Source organism: Rhodococcus sp. NPDC059969 (assembly GCF_042738325.1).
GTDB lineage: Bacteria > Actinomycetota > Actinomycetes > Mycobacteriales > Mycobacteriaceae > Rhodococcus_F.
The window spans coordinates 1-1,340 of sequence record NZ_JBHWUF010000040.1 but is presented as its reverse complement, the minus strand read 5'-3'; the positions used below and the strand labels follow the sequence as shown (position 1 = coordinate 1,340).

Annotated in this window: 2 protein-coding genes; both read right to left on the bottom strand. The window is 70.1% G+C overall.

From position 1 onward, the window contains the following. Positions 1–362: hypothetical protein (locus ACFWAD_RS29895; RefSeq protein WP_378550474.1), on the bottom strand; the 362-nt coding region annotated here is incomplete at its 3' end. A gap of 156 nt (positions 363–518) precedes the next feature. Further along, positions 519–932, bottom strand: coding sequence for a hypothetical protein (locus ACFWAD_RS29890; protein ID WP_378550472.1), 414 nt, complete (start codon positions 930–932; stop codon positions 519–521). Positions 933–1,340: the final 408 nt, after the last annotated feature.

Below are 1,340 nucleotides of genomic sequence, written 5' to 3'. Positions count from 1 at the left end.
GTATAAGAGACAGGGTTGGTGTGGTCCATCCACCAGGCAATCGGCCAGCGGCGGTCAATGAGGCCGTGCGAGAGATGAATCCAGCCGAGCGCGGAGACGAGGCCGGCCACTGAGAGCGGAAGGTCCAGAGCCCAGACGGGCACCACCAGGAGCAGCATCAGGGTGATGAGGGTGTGCGTTCCGGCGTGAGCCTGGTTGGCGCCCCAGCCGTGGTGGTGGCGGACGGCGCGCTCCTGGGAGTCGAGCTCGGTCCATCCGGCCTTGCGGGCCGACTGGGTGTCGGTCTGGAAGGGATAGTCGGCGAGCAGATGTGATGCGTACATGACAGCAAAGGCGACGGTGAAGAGCACGGCGGTGATCACGGGTTCCTCCGACTGCTTGTTGGGGTGTGGGATCCCGGGCGGCCGACGCTCATTTGCCGGTGGTGACGGCCGGTCCGGTTGCGTCCTGCTTCGAGAGTGCGGGTGCGGGGCCGGGCTGTATGCCCAGCAGAGTGCGCTGTGGGGGTGAGGCGGGTCTCACTCCGCCGGGGGGCGGCCGGCCTTCTTGAGGCCGTCGGCGTGCAGCCGCTGGACCTTCGAGCGAAGCCGCTGCGGATCGGGGTCTTCGGGGTACAAGGCCTTGGCCAGGTCGGCCCAGCTGGCCCCTGCGGCGGGGTCGGCGTCGCGTCGGTCGCGGAGGGCGACCAGGAGGGCGCCGCGGCGGCGCTCCAGGCGGTCGAGCATCCACTGGATGGACCGGAGCCGGGCCAGGGCCTGGGCATCGGTGGCGGAGGTCTCGCCGAACTTGACAGGGTCGGCTAGCGCCTCCAGGGCGCCCTCCAGGTGGCCGCTGGTGAGGGCCTGGAGGAGGTGGCCGTCGGGGTCGTCGTGGGGGGTCCAGCTGGCGGTGAAGGTGCCGGACCGGGTCTCGTGGGGCTCGATGTTGAGCATCGGGTGGCTCCGGGGTGGTCGGTGAGGGCGGGGGCGTAGCCGCTCTGGGCGCCGTCATCCAGCGTGGAGGAACAGCGGGAGCTGGGGGAGGGCGCGGAGGCGGTGCGGAGGTCGCCGAGTGTCAGGCAGGTGCCGTTCATCGCGGGTTCCCCCCTTCGAGGCCTGTACGCGATTGCGTACAGGCCCATGGTGTACGCAATCGCGTACATACGCAAGGGGGCGTCGCCTCTTTCTCGTGAGAACCCCCGCCAGAGCCGCAGATGCTGACCCGCCCGCACCAGCCCCCTCCCCGCGTCCGATGCCTTCACCTGCACCGCCGCTGTCCACAACGCTCGTATGCCAGGTTGCTCCCATGACCCAGAGCACCCCGGCCTCCACCCCGGGCCGCAAGACCAAGACCCTCACCAC

Excerpts from the sequence above, each read along its gene's own strand:
- ACFWAD_RS29890 (WP_378550472.1), bottom strand. The coding sequence starts at position 932 with ATGCTCAACATCGAGCCCCACGAGACCCGGTCCGGCACCTTCACCGCC.